We start from the raw sequence: 19,171 nt of genomic DNA, 5'->3' as shown, positions 1-19,171 counted from the left end.
CGAGCGCATACTGCACAGGTTCAGCCCTATTCGGCGATTCGCGCCACGGACGGTGAATCGCCTCGAGCAGACAGCCGAGGTATGCAATGACCAGCATGGACAAGGCAACGGTCGCCGTGGCGGCGCTGACTTTCGCCGCGTTGTCGGCGGTGGCCGCGCCCGCGGCGAGCGCCGCGCCGGTGTGTGCGGGCGCGGGCCAGCCGACGCTGGTGGCCGCGACGCTGCCGGGCGCGCTGGAAGGGCTGACCGTCGATGCCCGCGGACGCGCCTACACAACGGACCTGGCGACCGGCCGGGTGTATCGGATCGACGCGCCCGGTGCGGCGCCGGTTCCCATCGCGACCGTGCCGAGCGGCGGTGGCGGCGCGCTCGCCTGGACGCCGGACGACAAACTGCTGGTCGGCTACGGCGCGGACGCGCGGTCGTTCGTCGGCGACTCGCTGCGCCACGCGGGCATCATCGAGCTCGACCCGGACACCGGCGCGGTCCGCCCCGTCGCCGCCGGGCTCAGCGCCGCGAACGGCATGGATGTCGCGCAGGACGGAACCGTCTACGCCACCAACGACTTCGGCAATCTGATCGGCCGCGTCTACCCGAACGGCGTGGTCCAGGCCGACTGGACCTCGTTCCCCAGCGCGAACGGCGCGGTCCTCGGCAAGGACGACGAATACCTGTACGTCAGCAGGACATTCGCCAATCCGGGGGTGAGCCGCATCCCCACCGCCAACCCGGGCGCGCCGCAGTCGCTGCTCGACCTCGGCGGCGCGGACGCGCTCGCCGCACCGGACGGTTTGACCCTCGACTCGCTGGACCGCCCGGTGGTCCCGTTCAATACCGCCGGTCAGGTCATCCGGATCGACGCTCCGAACCAGTACTGCGTTCTCGGCGGCGGCAACCCGCTGACCAGCGTGCTCACCTACGGCCGCGGCACCACCGGTTTCTCGGCGGGGCGCCTCTTCGGCGCCACCTTCACCGGCGTGGTCTACGAGATCCCCGGCGGCTTCGACCCGAACGCCCGCACCGCCACGCCGTGACGGTCTCGCGCGCCCGGACGACACCGTAGCCGCGGTTATCGCAGTCGATCTTAGGATGGCGGGTGGTGGACCGTCCCGGGTCGTGGTCGCATGGAGGTCGGGCCGGGTAGCCGAGCACGACACGATCGTCCATGCGTCACATGGAGGTACGGTTTGCGTTCTCGCACCGAGGTCCTGATCGGTATCGCGTTCGTGGTGGCTGTCGCCCTGGTGGCCGGCGGGGTCGTGTTCGTGGTCCGGCACGCCGGGCGGGACGACGCCGCGCCGGTGTGCCCGGGTGACGACGCCGCGTCCGCGCCGGGCTGGTCGGCGTCGAGCACCGCGGTGGACGCCGGGTTCGAGCGGCATCCGTTCGTCGGCAACGGCTATCTCGGGCTGCGGGTGCCGCCGCGCGGCACGGGTTACGCGCTGACCGGTGAGCCGAGCGGCTGGCCGCTGTACACGCCGCGCTACGACGGCGCGTTCGTCGCCGGTTTGTACGGGCACACGCCGGGACTGGCCGACGATCGTGAAGTCGCCGCGGCGATTCCGAACTGGTCCGGGCTCACGGTCGGTGTCGGCGACGACACGTATTCCCCGAGCACGCCGGCGGATCGGATCACCGATTTCAAGCAGACCCAGTACCTGCGCTGCGGCTTGGTGCGCACCGAGCTCACCTGGACCAGCCGCGACGGCAAGACCACCGACCTGATGTACGACGTCGTCACCGATCGCGTCGATCAGCACGTGGGCGCGGTCCATCTCACCGTCGTCCCGCACTGGTCCGGCGAGCTCACGGTGACCGACCTGCTCGACGGCGCGGGCGCGCGCCGGATGACGCAGACCGAGGGCGGCGCGCGCGACGGCGACATCCAGGTCGGGTTCCGCACCGAGGGCACCGGCGTCGTCGGGTCGGTCGCGTCGGTGCTGAGCACCGGAAATGCGCAAGAGCCCGCCCGGGCGCGGGAGCTCACCGTCAGCCAGCAGAACCACCTCAGCGTGCGGGACGGAAGATCTTACGAGGTAACCAAGTTCGTCGGTGTCGACACCGCGCTCACCGCCCGCGATCCGGTGGCCGCGGCGCACGACGCGGCGCAGCGGGCGGCGAGCAAAGGCTGGACGCAGTTGCTGGCCGGCACCGCGGCGGCCTGGCGCTCGCTGTGGCGCGGCGACATCGAGACACCCGGCTCGATCGACCTGCAGACCTGGGCGCGCGGCGCGCTCTACGCGCTGTACTCGAGCACGAATGCCCAGCAGGACAACAGCATTTCACCGGTCGGGCTCAGCAGCGACAACTACGCCGGAGCGGTGTTCTGGGACGCCGACATCTGGATGTTCCCCGGACTGCTCCAGCTCGCGCCCGATCTCGCCAAATCCGTGGTGGAGTACCGGTTCAAGACCTTGCCCGCGGCGCAGGCGAACGCACAACAGCTCGGCTTTCGGGGCGCTTTCTATCCGTGGACCAGCGAAAGCCGCGGCGCGCTCGCGGAATGCCACAGCTGGGATCCGCCGCACTGCCTCACCCAGATTCATCTGCAAGGCGATATCTCCCTCGCGGCCTGGCAGTACTACCTGGCCACCGGCGACACCGATTATCTACGCGGCCGCAGCTGGCCGATCATGCGGAATCTGGCCGAGTTCTGGGCCTCCCGGGTGACGCCGAATCCGGACGGTAGCTACTCGATCGAAAACGTCGCGGGGCCAGACGAATACAGCAACGGGGTCAAAGATGGCGTCTACACCAACGCGGTAGCCGCACTGGCACTGCGCAATGCGGCCAAGGCCGCGGAAGTTCTCGGCGAGCGCCCTTCACCCGAGTGGACCGCGATCGCCGATCACCTGCGCATGCCCTTCGATCCGGCGCGGCAGATCTTCGCCCAGTACGACGGCTACGCGGGGACACCGATCAAGCAGGCGGACACCGCGCTGCTGATTTACCCGCTGGAATGGCCTATGTCACAAGAGGTTTCGAGCAACACCCTCAGCTACTACGCCGAGCGCACCGACCCGGACGGTCCCGCGATGACCGACTCGGTGCACGCCATCGACGCCGCGGCGATCGGCGCGCCCGGCTGCGCGACGGACACCTACCTCGAACGAGCGGTCCGGCCGTTCGAGCGAGCGCCGTTCGGGCAGTTCGCGGAGGCGCGCGGCGCCAAAGCGGGGGCCGAGGACGCGCTGGCCGGCACGCCCGCCTTCACCTTCGTCACCGCGGCGGGCGGGTTCCTGCAAACGTTCACCAACGGACTACTCGGGCTACGGTTGCGGGCCGACGAGGTGCGCATCGATCCGATCCTGCCGCCGGAACTGGGCTCCGGCCTGACCATTCGCGGCATGCACTGGCAGGGAAGGACTTTCGATGCGGAAATAGGCCCAGACACCACCGCGATCACGCTGAAAGACGGCGCGGCCATGCCGGTCCGGACCCCGGCCGGCACGCAGCTGGCCGGCCGCGATCAGCCCCTGATCGTCGAGACCCGCCGACCGGACCTGGCGCCCACCGACAACCTCGCCCGCTGCAAGTCCGTCTCCGCGAGTTCGGCCGAGCCCGGCCGATACGCCGAGGCCGCCGTAGACGGCAGCACCGCGACGGGCTGGGCGCCCGACGCGGACCGCGGCACCCTCACCGTCGATCTGGGCACGGAAACCGCGGTGGGCCGGATACTTCCGCACTGGTCGGATCCCGCGCCGGCGGCCACCGTCGCCGTGTCCCGCGACAACCAGACCTGGACCGCCGTCGCCGTCGATCCGGCGACCGGCGCCACCGCGAGTCCGATTGCCGCGCGCTACATTCGACTGGACATCACGGCGGCAGACCCGGCCACGCATCCGGGCCTGCGTGAGCTGGAGATCTCGGCCCCGGCGAAGTAGGTGGCGGCGGACCGCATTCGCGTGCCCGGCCGACCGCGCGCCGCGTCGGTACAGTGAGCGACGATGAACCCCGATCGGGCCGGCGAGCTTGCCGCACAACAGGTCGGCGCCGCGCACGCGGACCCCGATCGGCGGTTGACGCTGACCGCGAGCTGCTACCCGCCGCGGCTCAGCGCCTACGCCCGCGCCGAACTGACCTTCCTGCGCTGGGAACTGACCCGCGGCGTCCTGCACCCCACCTCCGGCAGCCCGTGGTGGCGCGCGATCAACGATCGGCTCCTGCACGACCAACTCGAAGCCACGCTGCTCGGCGCGAACGGCCACGCCTCGACACCGGGAGCGCGACTGTGGCAGCGGTTTCTCGCCGCACCGTCGCCGATCACCTGGTACCGCGCGCACAACCTCAGCATCGTCTCCGGCTATCTGGAGCACCAGCCGCTGGCCGAGGCCGAGCTGGACGTCGAACGGCTCATGATCAACGTGACGCTGGCCAGGGTGCTGTTCACCCATGCCCTGATCGAATGCCCAGGTCTGGCGCTCGGTCGTTTCGCCCGGCTCGGTCCGCGGGTCGCCGATCCGCGCGGCAGTGCGGTCGGGTTGTTCCTGGACCTACGCAATGTCTTTCCACGGCGATATCCGTTGCACGGCTACTCGATTCAGCAGCTGCTGGCCGACGAAGGACGCGCGGCCCGGGCCATCGACTTCGGCCTGATCCTGCCGAAACGAGTGCCGGTCTACGCGTTCGCCGCGGCCAGCCTCGGCGAACCGCGCATCGAGGCGCTGGTCGACGGCGATCTGTTCCGCTACGGTGCGCCGCCCGTGAATCCGGCGCTACTCGAGGCCGACGCACTGAGCCGGGTGGTAGCGGCCGCTACCCGCACCCGGGGGGATCGCCGGATGCGCGCCGCCCATATCGTCGAGTCGGGGGATCAGCGACCGACCGCGTAGCCCTGCATGCCACGGGGATTCGCCGCCGCGGACAGCACGCCCGACTCCGGGTCGCGGGCCACCGCGCACAGGCGGCCTTCCGACCAGGCTCCGCCGACCGTCACGTCGTGGCCGCGAGCGCGCAGGTCTTCGATGATCGACTCGTCCATCCGCGACTCCACCACGACGTGGCCCGGTTCCATGTCCCGCGGGTAGAACGAGCCGGGGAACGACGAGTTGTGCCAGTTCGGCGCGTCGATCGCGGCTTGCAGATCCAGGCCGCCGTAGGCGACGGACAGGAAGAAGTGCAGCTGCCACTGGTCCTGCTGATCGCCGCCGGGGGTGCCGAAGGCCAGCACCGGGACGCCGTCGCGCAGCGCCAGGGCCGGAGTCAGGGTGGTGCGCGGACGATGGCCTGGCACAAGGGTATTCGGCAAGCCCTCGTCCAGCCAGGCCATCTGCAAGCGGGTGCCGAGCGGGAAGCCGAGCTCGGGTATGACCGGGTTCGATTGCAGCCAGCCGCCGCTCGGGGTCGCCGAGATCATGTTGCCCCACTGGTCGACGCTGTCGAAATGGCAAGTGTCGCCGCGTGTTTCGCCCGCGCTGGCGAGCGTCGGTTCACCGGCTCCGGCTGCTTCGGCGGCCGGGGCCGACGCGGCGATGTGGGAGCTGAGTCGTGGCGTGCGCCCGTCCGGGCTGCCGGGGCGCAGTTCATAGGACGCCTTCGCGTCGATCAGCGCTCGTCGCCGCTCGTTGTACGACGGCGAAAGCAGTACGGACAGCGGCACATCGGGCACGTCGCCGTACCATGCCTCGCGGTCGGCCATCGCCAGCTTGCAGCCCTCGATGAGCAGATGGACGTACTCGGCGGAGTCGTAAGCGGGCAGGTCCTCGGGCAGCAGGGCGAGTTGCTGGAGAAAGACCGGTCCCTGACTCCACGGGCCCATCTTGCAGATCGTCCAGCCGCGCCAGTCGTAGGTGGCCGGCTCCTCGTAGGTCGCCGACCAGCCAGCGAGATCCGCCGCCGTCAACGTGCCGGCATGATGCTTGCCGCTGGTGTCGAGCGTGGGCCGGGCCGACTGCCGCAGCATCGCCTCGGCGATGAACCCAGCGCGCCAAATGCGCCGGGCCGCTTCGATTTCGGCCACGCGGTCACCACCACCCGCGGCGACCGCCTCATCGATCAATCGCCGCCAGGTCCGGCCCAGCGCCGGATTGCGGAACAGCACACCGGGTACCGGCGCCACACCGTCGCGCAGATAGACCTCCGCGGACGAGGTCCACTCGGTGGTGAACAACTCCCGTACGTCCTCCACCTGCTGCTGAACTCGCGGCACCGGCGGGTGACCGTCCTCCGCGTAGCCGATGGCGAACCGCAGCAGCTCCCCCAAGGAACGTGTCCCGTAGTCGCGCAGCAACACCATCCAGGCATCGAACGCGCCGGGCACGGCCGCCGCCAACGGCCCGGTGCCCGGGACGAATTCGAGCCCGAGCCCGCGATAGTGCGCGGCCGTCGCCCCCGCCGGAGCCGGCCCCTGCCCGCACAACACCCGCACCGCCCCACCCGCGGGCGCGAGAATCATCGGCGCCTCCCCCGCAGGCCCATTCAAATGCGGCTCGACCACATGCAACACGAACCCAGCCGCCACCGCCGCGTCATACGCGTTCCCACCCCCCTCCAGCACCGCCATCGCCGCCTGCGACGCCAGCCAATGGGTAGACGACACCATCCCGAACGTCCCCCGCAATGTCGGCCTGGTGGTAAACATCCCAACCCCTCCGATCCCAAGTCCTCCGCACCAGAACCAGCACGGATCCCCCTTGAACCTACAGACCTCCCCTTGTCCCCCGCGCACCTTCCATTCCCGGGAGCGTGCGCGAGTACAGGATGTTGGCGTCGACCAGAACGTTTGTACCCCACCCGCTGACCATGGCGGTCATGCTACAAGCGGGTGGGGACAACTAGCGTAATAGGCTGGCGCACAGATCAATTGGTCATTCGACCAGGCCCAATTCGTCCTCGAACCGACGGAGATCGTCGAAGGCTTGTCGCCGCTCGGCGCTTTGCTGCTCCTTGAACGCGAAAACATCTTTGCCGAACAGTCTTGTGTGAGATCGAACCTTGTGGGCGGGCAACGCGCCGTCGCTGACGAGCTTCATGAGGGTCGGACGGGAGATGCCGAGAATCTTTGCGGCCGTAGTCGTGGTCAGCTCGTTGGGCACACTGGCCACGGTGACCGTGCGGCCGCTGCTGACCAGGTCGAGTATCTGACCGATCAATGCGGACAGTTCGGCGGGCATCTCCACGGTGCCGCCGCCGCGAAGCGCGACGAGGACTCCATCCGAGTCCGCGACGGCACCGTGCGCGTCGTCGACGCGAGCCTTGAAGGCGCGCACCTGCTCGACTTCATCCGAGGAGATCGACAGGACTGCCCTGTCGTCGCGAATGATCGTTTCGCTCATCCACTGCTCCTTCCCGCTCGACGTGGTCAACCCAAGGTAGCTCCTTACACTTATAAGTGCAAACACTCTTGGGTAATGCGGATCAAACCGAGCTGCTAGGGGAGGTTGTGGGCGTAGAGGGCTAGGCGGACTCGGTTGTCGGAGGCGGTTTTGTCCATCAGGTTGGCTACGTGGGTTTTGATGGTGGTTACGCCGAGGTGGAGGTGGGTGGCGATTTCTTGGTTGCTGAGGCCTTCGCCGATGAGGGTGAGGACCTCGTGTTCGCGGGGGGTGAGGTCGGGTCGGGGGGCTGAGGGTTTCGGGGTGGGGCGGGTTTCGATGGCGCGGGAGACCAAGCGGCGCATGAGGGTTGGGGAGAAGAGGAGGTCGCCGTCGGCGGTGCGGCGGATGGCGGTGAGCAGGTCGGTGGGGGCGGTGTCTTTGACCAGGTAGCCGGTGGCGCCTGCGGCCAGGGCGGGAAAGAGGTGATCATCGTCGTCGAAGGTGGTGAGCACCAGGACTTTCGCGCTCGGCCGGGCGGCGACGATCTGTTCGGTGGCGGCGACGCCGTCGAGTCCGGGCATGCGCAGATCCATCAGGATCAGGTCGGGGGTCAGTTCGGCGTTCAGGCGGATGGCCTCGATGCCGTTGGCGGCCTCGCCGACGACCGCGAAGCCGGGAGTGGACTCGATGAGCATGCGCAGGCCGGCCCGCACCAGGCGTTGGTCGTCGACCAGCAGAACGGTGATCACTGCGCGGCCTCCGCTCCGGTAAGGGTTTCGACGCCGGGCAGCCAGGCCTCGACTTCCCATCCTCGCGCGGTAGCGCCGACCGCCAACGTACCGCCCGCGAGCTCGACGCGTTCCCGCATGCCGATGATGCCGTGACCGGCCAGGTTCGTCCCCGAGTGGCCGACGCCGCTGCGGACCTCGACCGCGATCCCCTCGGCGCGCCGGACCACGCCGACCCGAACCGGCGTATCGCGGTCGGCGTGCTTCATCACGTTGGTGAGCGATTCCTGCACCAGCCGCAGCAGCGTGAGCCGGCCGATCGCGTCGAGCCCGGCCAGGTCTGGCGCGAGGTCGGCCTCGACGGTGAACCCGGCCACTTCGACGCGGCGCACCGCCGCCGAGATCTCGGTGCGCACGGCGGCCGCGTCCACCAGCGCGACCTCGCCCAGCACGGGATCGCGGAGCGCGGCGAGCAACCGGCGGATGTCGGCGAGCGCGTCGGCGGCGGTGTCGCGCACGTCGTCGAGCACCGCGTTCACCCGCGGATCCTGATCGGCCACGACATGGCGGGCGATGCCGACGCGCAGCACGATCGAGGCCATGTGGTGCGCGATCAGGTCGTGCAACTCCCGCGCCATGGCGCTGCGCTCGGCCGCCCGGGTCCGCGATTCGGCCTCGGCCCTTCGGGTTTCGGCGTCGGCCGCGCGCAGATACAGACTCGCCGCCAGATCGCGCTGACCGCGCAGGTACAGCCCGAGCAACAACGGCACCCCCACGTAGGTGCCCGCCTCGACCACGGTCGCCGCACCCCACAGCGAGGCGTCGTGAATACCCCACCGCCCGAGCACGACCGCCAGCGCCCAGCACCCCGCCGCGAACGTCACCCGCCCGTTCTGCCGAGTCCGCATCGCCACTTCGACCAGGGCGACGGCACCGAGAAACGGCACCAGCCCCGACAACCCCCACGCGGGCGTGCGGAACATCGGCACGGCGAGCGCCGACAGCGCGACCGAGACGGCCAGCGGCCACCGATCCCCCACCACGAACAGCCCGCTCGCGACCATGGCAAGCACCCAGTAACCCCACGGCACCCGGTACTGCCCGGGAAACGTGCTCGCCACCAGCAGCACCGGGACCAGCACCAGCGGCAGGCAGCGCGCGAACAACCGCGCATCGCGCCGCAACCGGATCTCCATCACACGTCAACGGTAGGGGACGGCCGACGCACCGCCGCCGGACACTCCCGATACCCGAAGACCCGATAGCACCTCGCAGCGTCGTTCACAAGGGTCCGCGGGCGGAGTCACAGCCACCGAAAGGCGACCCTGCGGACGATCTCCGCAACCCATCGGCAATCGAAGCTGGAGGGGACGTCGATCGAAGGAGTAGAACCGTGGTCTCGAGACGAGGCTTCCTCGCCGGACTGGCCGTCTTGCCGCTGGCCGCAGGATGTGTGGCGCGACCGGGCGCACCGATCCCCGGTTCCGCGACGACCAGGCCACTCCCGATACCGCCGCTCGCCGCCTCGACGGTCGGCGCCGACGGCGTGCGCCGCTTCACCCTCGACATCCAGCCGGGCGTCTCGGAGATCCTGCCCGGTAAACACACTCCCACCTGGGGCTACAACGGCGCGATCCTCGGACCGACCGTGCGCGCCGCGCGCCACGAGTCGGTGGCCTTCACCATCCGGAACTCGCTACCGGAGCCGACCACGGTGCACTGGCACGGCATGCACCTGCCCGCCCGGTTCGACGGCGGCCCGCACCAGACGATCGAGGCCGGCGGCACCTGGGAACCGGCGTGGACCGTCGATCAGCAGGCCGCCATGCTCTGGTATCACCCGCATCCGCACGGCGCCACCGAAAAGCATGTCTACCGCGGGCTCTCGGGCCTGTTCATCGTCGACGACGAGCCGGCGAACACCCTCGATCTGCCGAAAGAGTATGGGGTCGACGACATTCCGCTCGTCATCCAGGACCGGCGCTTCACCGCCGACGGCGCGCTGGACGAATCCGATCCGACCGATGTCGGCCTGCTCGGCGACACCATCGTCGTGAACGGCATCGCGGGCGCGCACCTGGACGTGCGCACCGACCGGGTCCGCCTGCGCGTTCTCAACGGATCGTCGGGCCGGATCTACAACCTGGCCTTCGACGACCAGCGCACGTTCCAGCTCATCGCCACCGACGGCGGCCTGCTCACCGGCCCGGCAACGCTGCGCAGCATCCAGGTGAGTCCGGGCGAACGCGTCGAATTGGTGGTCGAATTGCGTGCGGACGAGCGAATCACGTTGCGCTCACTGCCGGTCGAGCAGCGCAGGGATATAGATCGCGCCGCCGCCTTCGGCTTCGACGACACCTTCGACATCCTCCAGCTCCGTGCCGCGAAGACCCTGAAAAGGTCAGCGCCCGTGCCGGATTCGCTCACCACGATTCCCGCCCTCGCCGCGGCGGGCGCCACCCCCGACTACACCTTCGAGCTGAAGTGGTTCATGATCAACGGCCGGCGCATGGACATGAACCGCATCGACATGATCATCCCGGTCGACTCCACCCAGGTGTGGTCGGTCCGCAACAACGACAACTGGCCGCACAACTTCCACGTGCACGACGTCCAGTTCCAGGTGCTCGATATCGACGGCCAAGCCCCACCGCCCGCCCTGGCCGGCTGGAAGGACACCCTCTACACCGAGCCGCGCAACACCTACCGGCTCGCCATGCGGTTCGCGCAGCACAGCGACCCGACCTACCCCTACATGTTCCACTGCCACCTTTTGCTGCACGAGGACCACGGCATGATGGGCCAATTCCTGGTCCTCGCCCCCGGCGAACAGCCCGCGCCAATGCGCATGGACATGCCGGGCATGGAGTCCGAGACCCCGGCCCCCGCGGGCAAGCATCCGGGCTCGGGACACCACGGCTGAACCGCGCTATTTTCCGGTCGGCCGGTTCCGGACGTCGCGGACGTAGGTGACAGCCTGCTTGCCTTCGCCGGGACTTCGGGTATCCAAGTCGAAAAGCGTTGTGGCCGCGAAGAGTTCACCGAGCTTGCTGTAGCCGTAGGTGCGCGGATCGAAATCCGGCCGCTGCTTGTTGATGATCGAGCCGACACTGGATAGTGTCGCCCAGCCCGAGTCGTCGGACGCCGCGTCGACCGCGTTCCGCAGCAGGTTCATCAGCTTGGCGTCACCCTTGAGCTGATTGGCGGCCGGCCGCCGGGTCGGCGTCGGCGACTCCTCCGTTGTGCCGGTGAGGTTTTCGGTGTAGATGAACTTGTCGCAGGCCGCGACGAACGGCTTCGGCGTCTTGTGCTGACCGAATCCGTATACGGTCAAACCGGATTCGCGGATGCGACTGGCCAGCCGGGTGAAATCGCTGTCGCTGGACACGATGACGAACCCGTCGAGATTGCCGGTGTACAGCAGATCCATCGCGTCGATGATCATCGCCGAGTCGGTGGCGTTCTTCCCGGTGGTGTAACCGAACTGCTGAATCGGCTGGATCGACTGCGCGAGCAGCTGATCCTTCCACCCTTTCAGATTCGTACTGGTCCAGTCACCGTAGGCCCGCTTGACATGCGCCGTCCCGTACTTGGCCACCTCGGCCAGCAACCCGTCCGCGATCCCGGGCTGAGCGTTGTCGGCATCGATCAGCACCGCAAGCCGCGTAGCGTTGTCGCTGCTCAAGCCATTCCCCGTTTCAGTCGCGCAGAGCCTGTTCCCGCAGCGTACTCAATGTTTTGGCGAGGATCCGGGAGACCTGCATCTGCGACACGCCCAGCTGCGCGGCGATCTGGTCCTGGGTCTTCGACTCGAAGAATCGCATGACCAGCACCTGGCGTTCGCGTTCGGGCAGCGCTGCGATGAGCGGTTTGACCGCGAGGTAGTCCTCGACGGTCTGGTATTCCGGCTCTTCGGCGCCGAGGGTGTCCAGCGGCGAGCGCGGCGCGTTGTCGTCGTCGCTGTCCACGCCCACGTCGATCGAGGAGGTCTGGTAGGCGTTGCGGGCGATCAGGGCCTGGGTGACCTCGACGAGGTCGGCGCCGAGTTCCTCGGCGATCTCACGCGCCTTGGGCATCCGGCCGAGCCGCTGCGCGAGCGTCTCGATGGCCGGCGCGATGGTCTGCTGAATCTCCTTGAGCCGCCGTGGAACTCGCACCGACCAGGTGTAGTCGCGGAAGTGCCTGCGCACCTCACCCATGATGGTCGGCACCGCGAAGGCCAGGAACGGCGAACCGTGCGAGGCGTCGAACCGATCCACCGCGGCCACCATGCCGACGCGCGCGATCTGCAACAGATCGTCGAAGTTCTCCCCGCGCCCGGTGAACTTGCGCGCGATGTGCTCGGCCAGCGGCAGGCAGCGACTGATCAGCTCCTCCCGCACGACCGCTCGCCGCGGATCGTCGGCGTCGAGCTCGCTGAGCTCGCGGAACAGCGGCTCGATATTGTCGTAGCTGTCCCCACTACGTCGGCGCGGTTCGTGATCTACGCCGGACGTCGTTGCCTCATTGTTCATCGAGGTCGCCTCGGGCCCACACGAAGTCGACGACAGTCGGGTAGCCGGACACAGCGTCATCGAACGCCCCCTTGGTCGCCGTCACCGAGTCGGTCAGGGTCTGCACGATGTGCCAGCCGAAACTGCCCGAGCCGACCTCGGTCTCGGAGGTGACCACGGCGCGAATATTGGCGTTCAGCACGCCCTCGCGATAGGAGAACGCGCAATCGATCGTCGATCCGGGCACCGCGTCCTGCAACAGCACGGTCGCGATCTCGTCGAGCGCGAGCCGGATATCGGTCACCTCGTCGAGCCCGAAATCGGCGATCAGCAGCACGGTCTCGGCGAGCGCGCGCAGCATCGTCAACTGCTCCGGTGACGCGGGCACCGTGACGGCGACCGTGGTTGTCCCCGTCACGGATTCGGATACCCGTTCACTCATTCCGCCACCACCTCATTTACGTGCGCGTGTCGATCGACGGGTCAGCCTACCCGGACCGAGCCGGACCCGGCACCGGGCACACCCATGCCCGCCCGCGCCGCCGGTCCCGGCGGTGCGGGCGGGCGGGCGATCACTTCTCGATGTTCTCGAAATCGAACTGGCCGTTCCAGGTCAGTTCGCCCTTCTTCACCTTCTCGCCCAGACCCGCGGTGGCGATGAAATCGATCACCGGAATGTCGGCCATGTCCCGGAACAGCAGGCCCTGCGCCTGCGCGACGAGCTTGTAGGACTCCTCCAGCGACGGCGCGGCCAGCGCGGCGTCGATGAGCTTGTCGAACTCGGGGTTCGCGTAGTCGACGTTGTTGGTTCCGGCGCCGGTGTAGTACAGCGCGGTGAGGAACTGGAGCATCGTCGGGTAGTCGCCCTGCCAGCCGTAGCGGAACGCCTTCCCGATGGTCCGCGCGGTGATCGCGGTCCGGATGTCCTTGAACGTCGGGTACGGCGCGCCGATGGCCTCGATGCCGAGGGTGTTCTTGATGCTGTTGGCCACCGCCTCGATCCAGGCCTGGTGCCCGCCGTCGGAGTTGTAGGCGATCTCGTACCGACCCGACCACGGCGAGATCGCGTCGGCCTGCGCCCACACCTTCTTGGCCTCTTCCGGGTTGAACTTCAGCACCTCCGAACCCGGCAGATCGTCCCTGAAGCCGGGCAGCGTGATCGCGGTGAAGTCTTTGGACGGCACCCGGGTGCCGTGGAAGATGTTCGCGCAGATCTGCTCTCGGTTGATCGCCATCGACAGCGCCTTGCGCCGCAGCACGCCCTCCGCGCCAGCGAAGTGCGGGATGTTGGTCTGACTGCTGATGTGCTGGTTCTGCGCGGTCGGCTTGGTGATCGCCCGGTCGCCGAGGTCCTTCTTGTAGGACGACACCGCGCTGTCCGGGATCGTGTCGAGCGCGTCCAGGTTGCCGGCCAGCAGATCCGCGTAGGCCGTGTCGAACGACTGGTACATGGTGAACCGCAGGCCCTTGTTCTTGGCCGGGCGGGCGCCCTTGTAGTCCGGGTTCGGCACCAGGTCGACCTTGACGTTGTGCTCCCACGCGCCGGTCCTGGCCATCTTGTACGGCCCGTTGCCGATCGGGTTCTCGCCGAACGCCTTGATGTCCTTGAACGCCACCTCGGGCAGCGGATAGAACGGGGTGAAGCCGAGCGCGAGTTCGAAGTCGATCGACGGGCTCTTCAGCGCGATGGTGAAGGTGCGGTCGTCGACCACCTTCAGGCCCGACATCGTCTGTGCCGTCGGCTTTTCCGCCGCCACCTCGTCGTAGCCGACGATGCCGGAGAAGACGTAACCCTGCAGCTGCGCGTTGGTGCCGAGCGCGGCGTAGTTCCACGCGTCGACGTAGGACTTCGCGGTCACCGCGGTGCCGTCGGAGAACTTCCAGTCCGGCTTGAGGGTGATCTTGTAGTTCTTCCGGTCCGACGACTCGATCGACTGCGCCATATCGTCGTGGGCGACGCCGTTGGCGTCGTAGTACTTCAGCCCGGCGAAGAGCCGGTCGACGATGCGACTGCCGTTGTTGTCGTTGCTGTTGGCCGGCAGCAGCGGGTTCTGCGGCTCGGTGATATTGGTCGTGACGATGCTCGCGTCGGTGCTGTCATCGGACGAACACCCGGCCAGGCCCAGGCTCGTGGCCAGTAACACCGCCGCCGTCAACGCACCAGCTCTTGTGAATCTCACTGCGTTCTCCCCAGATAGAGAAGGGGCAGAACCCGCGACACGCGTGAGGTCACCAGCGCGGGCCGACAAGATCTGCCTTGATTTCCTCGGACAGTAGCGATTCCGCCGAGCGCTGTCAGGAGATCGGCGGCTCCGGGCCGGTGTCGGCTTTGTCCGGACCGATGACGGCCGCGTGCACGGCGGTGCGGATCTGTTCGCGCAGCCACGCGTGCGCCCGGTCCCCGTCGTAGCGCTGATGCCAGGCCGCGATCACCGGAATGGAGATCGGGTCGAGCGGGAGCGGGACCAGGCGCAGGCCGAGTTCGGTGGCCAGCGCGCCGGTCATTCGCTCCGGAATGGTCGCGACCAGATTTCCGCGCGCGACGAACCGCAGAGCCGAGGCGACGGTCGGCACGGTGGCGACCACCCGGCGGGTCAGCCCGCGCGCGTGCAGGAGGTCGTCGATCGGATCGTGCAGGCGGCCGCGCCTGGATACCGTGATGTGTTCCGCCGCAACGTAATTCTCGATAGTGAAGGTCCGCGCCGGATGGTCCGGGGGCACGGCGACCACGAGCCGGTCACTCGCCATGATCTCGTGCCGAATGTCGGCCGAGGCAGGCGGGTTCGAACCGATCTCGAGATCGACATGACCGTGCCGCAGTTCGTCGGTGTCGGCGTCCGCCTCGGCCAGCAGGCGCAACCGGACGCCGGGGGCGTGCGCGCGGACCGCCGCGAGCAGCGCGGGTCCGATCGTAGTCACCACGGCGTCATGCCATTTGAGCGTGAACGTCCGCTCGAGTGTGCGCAGGTCGAGATCCTGGTCGGAGGACAGCACCAGCTGCGCCTGCTGCACCAGCGCGTGCACCTGCTCGCGGACCGCGAGCGCGCGCGGCGTCGGCGTCATCGTCCGCCCGGTGCGGACCAGGATCTCGTCGCCCATCACCCGCCGGATCCGGCCGAGCGCCCGGCTCACCGCGGGCGCGGTCAGATGCAGCCGATCCGCCGCGCCGGCCACGCTGCCCTCTTCCAGCAGCGCGTCCAGCGCGGTCAGCAGATTCAAATCCAATTGCATGCGAGTAATTCTATTCCTTACTGGAATGCATTTGACGACAACGGTCGAGTTTTCTAGCGTTGAGGCAGCAACTCACGAAAACACTTATCCCGATACCTCTTTCGAACAGGATCACCATGTCGAACTCGCTGAACGCCACCCTCGAAGCGGACCTCGAACTCCTGCCCGCGGTGGTGTCCACCGTGCACTCCGCCGGGGCACACCTGCGCGAACGATTCGCGCCACGGACCGAGCTGGACAGCCTCGACGCCGTGGTCACCGCGATCCACGCCGCCGACGCGGAATCGCTCCGGTTCCTGCGCGAGCCGCTGCTGGCGGCCCGGCCGGGCTCCGGATGGATCGATGACGAACAGTCCGCGGGCGACCTGCCGGCCGGCGAATGGTGGGTCGCCGACGCGGTGGAGGGCAACATCAACTACATCCACGGCATGGCCGACTGGGCGGTGACCGCGACCCTCGTCCGCGACAACCAGCCGGTCCTGACCGCGGTGTATCTCCCGCTGCTGGACGAGACCTTCACCGCGGTGCGCGGCGGCGGCGCCTACCGCAACGGCGTCGCGATGCACGCCTCGGCCAAGACGAACCTCGACGCCGCGCTGGTCGGCACCGGGCAGGCGAAGCCGGGCGAGGACCGAAATACGTTCCGCCGCATCGGCGAATCGGTCGCCGCCATGCTCGACGCCGCGCTCGTCACCAAGGTCTCGGTGCCGTCGACCCTGCAGTTGATCCAGATCGCCGCCGGACGCTCGGATGTGTTCTGGCAGTTCAGCGATGTCCGGTCGGGCCTGGTGGCCGGTGCGCTGCTGATCGGTGAGGCGGGCGGCATCGTCACCGACATCCACGGCGCCCCATGGCAATTGGGCAGCCGGGACTTTCTCGCCGCCGCGCCCGGCGTGCACGCGGCGGCACAGCGGGTGCTCGCCGGAATCCGCTGATCGCCGAAACCTGCTGTCCCACAATCACTGAGGAAACACCATGAGCACCATCGCAATCCTGGGCTCCGGACGCGTAGCGACCGCGCTGGCGAACACACTGGCCGCCGCCGGACACGAGGTCACCCTCGGAACCAGAAACCCCGCCGCGTTGAATTGGACCGGCGCGCCCATCACCATCGCCGACTACGAGTCGGCGGCGCGGAGCGCGCAGATCATCATCAACGCCACCCCCGGCGACGGCGCGATCGAACGTCTCGGCGCACTCGCCGCGGCCCTGGACGACAAGATTCTCATCGACGTCTCGAACCCGCACAGCCCCAGCGGATCCGAACCCAGCCTCGGCGAACGACTCCAGGCCGCCCTGCCGGGAACCCGCGTGGTGAAGACGCTCAACACCATGTTCTTCACCGTCATGACCGACCCGCACAGCCTGCGCATCCCACCCACCGCATTCCTGTCCGGCACTGACGATTCGGCGAAAGCAGTGGTCACCGCGCTACTCGCCGATCTTGGTTGGCCCGCCGAGTGGATCGAGGACCTCGGTGACATCACCACCGCCCGCGGCCCGGAAGCCCTGATGCTGCTTGTCCCTTCGCTCATCCGAAACCGGGGATTCGTCCCATTCGCGCTCACCGTCGCGGCCTGAATACCTTGCGCCGTGGTGAATTACGACAGCCAATTTCGCCGGATTTCGTTGCGCGGAATTCGCGGAATCGATCACTCGATGCGGTTCGCGGAGTGAGAATGGTAGTGGCCTGATCCGGCTTCACGGGGACGTATCGGCTGTCGTGGCCGACCGAACATGTGGGGAAACACGATGAAAGTCAAAGGATTTGCCACCGCCCTTCTCGCAGTAGGGGCCACCGGAATCACCGCGGGCATCGTCAACGCCCAACCAGTAATCGAACCATCGGCCGGGGTCAGCGTGTCCAGCGTCGATCACGGAGTCGGGTACACCACGGCGACGGACGGCCGCGGGGTGATCACCACCATCGACGCCGGTGCCTTCGCGCTGACCAGCGACGCCGCCGCGGTCACCCTCACCGACTACGCGGGCAATGTCATCGCGACGTTACCCACGTCCTTCACCGCCAACGGCCAGACCTTCGGCCTGCGGCCACAGATCAGCGATACCGGGCGCACGCTGACCATGACCCCCGTCAGTGCCCCGGAAATCAGTTCTCACCTGGCCCAACTCGTCGATCAGCAAGACGACACCGTGGCCCGCAAGCAGTACAACGCGGGCATCGGCGCGCTGATCGGCGCCGGCATCGGCGCGGTGATCGGCTTCTTCCTCGGCGGCGTCGGCGCATTGGTCACCATTCCGATCGGCGCGGGCATCGGCGCCCTGATCGGTTACTCCACACCGTGATTCGCTGAACCTCGGCCGACGCGGGCACCCGCAGACTGCCCGCGTCGGCCGAGCAGCGCACCCGGCGGCCAGGTCGGTGTGGTCGACGCAGGCGAACTCCCCAGTTCCCGTCTCGACCGAATGTTCCCGGCCTGGGACACCGGAATGCGGGCAATCGCGCGAGGATGGTCGGATGAGCGACCACGTTCTCGCGATCGACCTCGGTAAAACCGGCTGCCGCGGTTCCCTTCGGCTCGGCGGGCGCGAGACGCGATCCGCCGACGGGCCGGGCGCACCCGGGCTGGCCAACGCGGGCGGCGTCGCGGCGGCGGACCGGGCGATCCGCGTCGTCGTCGATCGACTCGCGCTGTCCGGCACCGCGTTCACGCTGTTCGTCGGGGCCGCGGGCGCCGCCGCCGCGCCGGACGCGGCCGAGCAGCTCGCGCGGCAGCTGGCCGACCTGCCCGGCGCACGATCGGTCGCCGTCACCTCCGACGCGGTCACCGCGCACGCCGGAGCGCTCGGCGGCGCACCCGGCGTGGTTCTGGCCGCCGGGACCGGCGCCGTGGCCACCGCGGTCGACCAGGCGGGACGGTTCACCAGAACCGACGGCTGGGGTCCGCTGCTCGGCGACGAGGGCGGCGGTGCGTGGATCGGGACCGAGGGACTGCGCGCCGCGCTGCGCTCCCTCGACGGACGCGGCGCACCCACCGAACTCGCCGCGAAAGCGGTCGAACACTACCGGGTGCGGCTCGACGAACTACCCAAACACCTTGGCCAGCACGAGAATCCGGCCCTGCTCGCGGCGCGCTTCGCCCCCGTGGTCGCCGCGGCCGCCGCGACCGACGACACCGCGGCCGCCATCATGACCGCCGCCGGCCGCGCACTCGCGCGCACCGTGCTGGCCACCATCGACCGCTCCGGCATCACCCCGCCGGTCCCCTACGCGATCACCGGCGGGCTGGCCAACCTCGGCTCGGCGCTGCTCGATCCGCTCGACGCGGCGATAGCGCAGGTCATCGATCGCCGGGCCGCGCGCGGCGGCCCGATCGACGGTGCCGCATTGCTCGCTGCCGACCCCACCACGGTGCTGGAAACGTTAGTGGTGCGAATCACGTGACACTCATTGACAGAAATTGCATCGACCCTGACACTTACTTTCAATCCGCCAGTCGCG

17 protein-coding genes are annotated in these 19,171 nt (G+C 68.5%); 8 read left to right on the top strand and 9 right to left on the bottom strand.

Going from position 1 to position 19,171, the window contains the following annotated elements:
* The first annotated feature begins 86 nt into the window (after window positions 1-86).
* From ACFYO1_RS04310 to ACFYO1_RS04300, 3 genes are all read left to right on the top strand, one after another.
* Window positions 87-1,034, top strand: a complete 948-nt coding sequence (locus ACFYO1_RS04310) for an SMP-30/gluconolactonase/LRE family protein (RefSeq protein ID WP_387227043.1) — start codon at window positions 87-89, stop codon at window positions 1,032-1,034.
* Window positions 1,035-1,187: 153 nt separating this feature from the next.
* On the top strand, window positions 1,188-3,884 hold the full coding sequence (locus ACFYO1_RS04305; RefSeq protein WP_387227042.1) for a discoidin domain-containing protein: 2,697 nt from the start codon (window positions 1,188-1,190) through the stop codon (window positions 3,882-3,884).
* A gap of 63 nt (window positions 3,885-3,947) precedes the next feature.
* On the top strand, window positions 3,948-4,832 hold the full coding sequence (locus ACFYO1_RS04300) for a hypothetical protein (RefSeq protein WP_387227040.1): 885 nt from the start codon (window positions 3,948-3,950) through the stop codon (window positions 4,830-4,832).
* Here ACFYO1_RS04300 and ACFYO1_RS04295 read toward each other — a convergent pair.
* From ACFYO1_RS04295 to ACFYO1_RS04280, 4 genes are all read right to left on the bottom strand, one after another.
* Complete coding sequence (locus ACFYO1_RS04295) at window positions 4,814-6,580, bottom strand: gamma-glutamyltransferase family protein (RefSeq protein WP_387227038.1); 1,767 nt, start codon at window positions 6,578-6,580, stop codon at window positions 4,814-4,816. The genes ACFYO1_RS04300 and ACFYO1_RS04295 overlap by 19 nt on opposite strands.
* Window positions 6,581-6,806: 226 nt before the next feature.
* Entirely contained in the window at window positions 6,807-7,274 is a 468-nt protein-coding gene (locus tag ACFYO1_RS04290; RefSeq protein WP_387227036.1) for a helix-turn-helix domain-containing protein, read from the bottom strand.
* Between the two features lie 95 nt (window positions 7,275-7,369).
* Window positions 7,370-8,005, bottom strand: a complete 636-nt coding sequence (locus ACFYO1_RS04285; protein ID WP_387227034.1) for a response regulator — start codon at window positions 8,003-8,005, stop codon at window positions 7,370-7,372.
* Window positions 8,002-9,180, bottom strand: a complete 1,179-nt coding sequence (locus ACFYO1_RS04280) for a sensor histidine kinase (RefSeq protein ID WP_387231670.1) — start codon at window positions 9,178-9,180, stop codon at window positions 8,002-8,004. The genes ACFYO1_RS04285 and ACFYO1_RS04280 overlap by 4 nt, the downstream gene beginning before the upstream one ends.
* 197 nt (window positions 9,181-9,377) lie before the next feature.
* Between ACFYO1_RS04280 and ACFYO1_RS04275 the strand changes: the two genes are divergently transcribed.
* Window positions 9,378-10,907, top strand: a complete 1,530-nt coding sequence (locus ACFYO1_RS04275) for a multicopper oxidase family protein (protein WP_387227032.1) — start codon at window positions 9,378-9,380, stop codon at window positions 10,905-10,907.
* 6 nt (window positions 10,908-10,913) lie between these two features.
* Here the strand turns inward: ACFYO1_RS04275 and ACFYO1_RS04270 are convergent, their stop codons facing one another.
* The 5 genes from ACFYO1_RS04270 to ACFYO1_RS04250 all read right to left on the bottom strand — a co-directional run bounded on the left by ACFYO1_RS04270 (window position 10,914) and on the right by ACFYO1_RS04250 (window position 15,708).
* On the bottom strand, window positions 10,914-11,669 hold the full coding sequence (locus ACFYO1_RS04270) for an NYN domain-containing protein (RefSeq protein WP_387227030.1): 756 nt from the start codon (window positions 11,667-11,669) through the stop codon (window positions 10,914-10,916).
* 13 nt (window positions 11,670-11,682) lie between these two features.
* On the bottom strand, window positions 11,683-12,498 hold the full coding sequence (locus ACFYO1_RS04265; protein WP_387227028.1) for an RNA polymerase sigma factor SigF: 816 nt from the start codon (window positions 12,496-12,498) through the stop codon (window positions 11,683-11,685).
* Complete coding sequence (locus tag ACFYO1_RS04260) at window positions 12,488-12,919, bottom strand: anti-sigma factor (protein ID WP_387227026.1); 432 nt, start codon at window positions 12,917-12,919, stop codon at window positions 12,488-12,490. The genes ACFYO1_RS04265 and ACFYO1_RS04260 overlap by 11 nt, the downstream gene beginning before the upstream one ends.
* Before the next feature lie 130 nt (window positions 12,920-13,049).
* On the bottom strand, window positions 13,050-14,657 hold the full coding sequence (locus tag ACFYO1_RS04255) for an ABC transporter substrate-binding protein (protein WP_387227024.1): 1,608 nt from the start codon (window positions 14,655-14,657) through the stop codon (window positions 13,050-13,052).
* A gap of 115 nt (window positions 14,658-14,772) precedes the next feature.
* Complete coding sequence (locus ACFYO1_RS04250) at window positions 14,773-15,708, bottom strand: LysR family transcriptional regulator (RefSeq protein WP_387227022.1); 936 nt, start codon at window positions 15,706-15,708, stop codon at window positions 14,773-14,775.
* Window positions 15,709-15,824: 116 nt separating this feature from the next.
* On the opposite strand from ACFYO1_RS04250, the gene ACFYO1_RS04245 reads away from it, so the two are divergent.
* The 4 genes from ACFYO1_RS04245 to ACFYO1_RS04230 all read left to right on the top strand — a co-directional run bounded on the left by ACFYO1_RS04245 (window position 15,825) and on the right by ACFYO1_RS04230 (window position 19,114).
* A complete protein-coding gene (locus ACFYO1_RS04245; protein WP_387227021.1) occupies window positions 15,825-16,643 on the top strand; it encodes an inositol monophosphatase family protein in 819 nt (272 codons plus the stop codon).
* Window positions 16,644-16,683: 40 nt separating this feature from the next.
* A complete protein-coding gene (locus tag ACFYO1_RS04240; RefSeq protein WP_387227019.1) occupies window positions 16,684-17,289 on the top strand; it encodes an NADPH-dependent F420 reductase in 606 nt (201 codons plus the stop codon).
* A 171-nt stretch (window positions 17,290-17,460) separates the two neighbouring features.
* Window positions 17,461-18,015 carry a hypothetical protein gene (locus ACFYO1_RS04235; RefSeq protein ID WP_387227018.1) on the top strand — a complete coding sequence of 185 codons (555 nt, stop codon included), beginning with the start codon at window positions 17,461-17,463 and terminating at the stop codon, window positions 18,013-18,015.
* A gap of 172 nt (window positions 18,016-18,187) precedes the next feature.
* The gene (locus tag ACFYO1_RS04230) at window positions 18,188-19,114 is read left to right on the top strand and encodes a BadF/BadG/BcrA/BcrD ATPase family protein (protein ID WP_387227016.1); all 927 of its coding nucleotides are present in this window, start codon (window positions 18,188-18,190) and stop codon (window positions 19,112-19,114) included.
* Window positions 19,115-19,171: the final 57 nt, after the last annotated feature.

The organism is Nocardia sp. NPDC006044, from assembly GCF_042871115.1.
Classification (GTDB): Bacteria; Actinomycetota; Actinomycetes; order Mycobacteriales; family Mycobacteriaceae; genus Nocardia.
This window is presented reverse-complemented; position numbering and strand designations above follow the sequence as displayed.

What these genes read in the sequence shown, in the direction of transcription:
- ACFYO1_RS04230 (WP_387227016.1), top strand. Translation starts at nt 18,188, where the DNA reads ATGAGCGACCACGTTCTCGCGATCGACCTCGGTAAAACCGGCTGCCGC.
- ACFYO1_RS04300 (WP_387227040.1), top strand. Translation starts at nt 3,948, where the DNA reads ATGAACCCCGATCGGGCCGGCGAGCTTGCCGCACAACAGGTCGGCGCC.
- ACFYO1_RS04260 (WP_387227026.1), bottom strand. Translation starts at nt 12,919, where the DNA reads ATGAGTGAACGGGTATCCGAATCCGTGACGGGGACAACCACGGTCGCC.
- ACFYO1_RS04240 (WP_387227019.1), top strand. Translation starts at nt 16,684, where the DNA reads ATGAGCACCATCGCAATCCTGGGCTCCGGACGCGTAGCGACCGCGCTG.
- ACFYO1_RS04245 (WP_387227021.1), top strand. Translation starts at nt 15,825, where the DNA reads ATGTCGAACTCGCTGAACGCCACCCTCGAAGCGGACCTCGAACTCCTG.
- ACFYO1_RS04235 (WP_387227018.1), top strand. Translation starts at nt 17,461, where the DNA reads ATGAAAGTCAAAGGATTTGCCACCGCCCTTCTCGCAGTAGGGGCCACC.
- ACFYO1_RS04265 (WP_387227028.1), bottom strand. Translation starts at nt 12,498, where the DNA reads ATGAACAATGAGGCAACGACGTCCGGCGTAGATCACGAACCGCGCCGA.
- ACFYO1_RS04250 (WP_387227022.1), bottom strand. Translation starts at nt 15,708, where the DNA reads ATGCAATTGGATTTGAATCTGCTGACCGCGCTGGACGCGCTGCTGGAA.
- ACFYO1_RS04290 (WP_387227036.1), bottom strand. Translation starts at nt 7,274, where the DNA reads ATGAGCGAAACGATCATTCGCGACGACAGGGCAGTCCTGTCGATCTCC.
- ACFYO1_RS04280 (WP_387231670.1), bottom strand. Translation starts at nt 9,180, where the DNA reads ATGGAGATCCGGTTGCGGCGCGATGCGCGGTTGTTCGCGCGCTGCCTG.
- ACFYO1_RS04295 (WP_387227038.1), bottom strand. Translation starts at nt 6,580, where the DNA reads ATGTTTACCACCAGGCCGACATTGCGGGGGACGTTCGGGATGGTGTCG.
- ACFYO1_RS04310 (WP_387227043.1), top strand. Translation starts at nt 87, where the DNA reads ATGACCAGCATGGACAAGGCAACGGTCGCCGTGGCGGCGCTGACTTTC.